1 protein-coding gene and 1 pseudogene are annotated in these 942 nt (G+C 41.8%); both read left to right on the top strand.

The annotated features are described in order from the left end of the window. A pseudogene (locus AC1DND_RS28560) lies at positions 1-204 on the top strand (glycosylase); the annotation flags it as partial. A 160-nt stretch (positions 205-364) separates the two neighbouring features. Continuing rightward, positions 365-942, top strand: a 578-nt coding sequence (locus tag AC1DND_RS28555) for a sugar-binding domain-containing protein (protein ID WP_477586308.1), incomplete at its 3' end; no start/stop codon positions are given.

Here is a 942-nt window from a genome sequence, read left to right as displayed (position 1 = left end):
GATTGGACCGGTGGTAACCTGATTGAGTCGTCAGAAAAATATGATGAATTATACGCACATAAATCTTTTGTACTGAAATATAAAGGCACAGTATACCATTTTTATTGTGCAGTTAATAAACTGGATCAGCGTGGCATTGCTGTGGCCACATCGAAAGATTTGGGTAAGAGTAAAGTGAATTTTGTAAGCGAAAGGAAGAATTAAGATGAAGAGGCTACCTGATTTTAAAGTTGTAATTTTTCTGACATTCGGTTTGTTGGCGTCCCGTCATTGCGAGGCACTGCCTGTCCCGACTTTTCGGGAATGCAATCCTAATGCGAAAGAACGGCCAACCCATAGTAGTAAGATTGCTTCGTGCCTCGCAATGACGACCAATCGATATAAGATTAGGCCGGAACCCCGCATCAGAACCAGCTTTAACAAAGATTGGAAATTCCTTTTAGGAGACGAACCAAATGCAAAATCTCCAGCATACAACGATCTTAAATGGAGAAAACTCACTTTACCGCACGATTGGAGCATTGAGGGGAAATTCGACGAGAAAAGCCCTGCAAAACCTGAAGGTGGCGGTTTACCCACAGGCATTGGCTGGTACAGAAAAGAATTTACAGCTCCTGCGAATTTTAAGGATAGATTAATCACTATCGAATTCGATGGCGTGTATAAAAATAGTGAGGTTTGGATCAACGGTCAGTATCTGGGCAAAAGGCCTTACGGCTACAGCTCTTTTTCTTACGAGATCAGCAGATTCTTAAAAGCTGGGAAAAATATCATTGCAGTTAAAGTTGATAATTCAGCACAGCCTGATTCGCGCTGGTATTCGGGTTCGGGGATTTATAGAAATGTATGGCTTACATCTGCAGCAAAAGTTTCAATCAAACGCAATGGCACTTTTGTGAAAACCTTCCTAATCAGCGGCGATAAAGGTCAAAGCAACGAAAG

It is taken from the genome of Pedobacter sp. 01N416 (genome assembly GCF_056399685.1).
The sequence above is the reverse complement of the archived record's forward strand: the minus strand, read 5'-3'. Positions and strand labels throughout refer to the sequence as shown.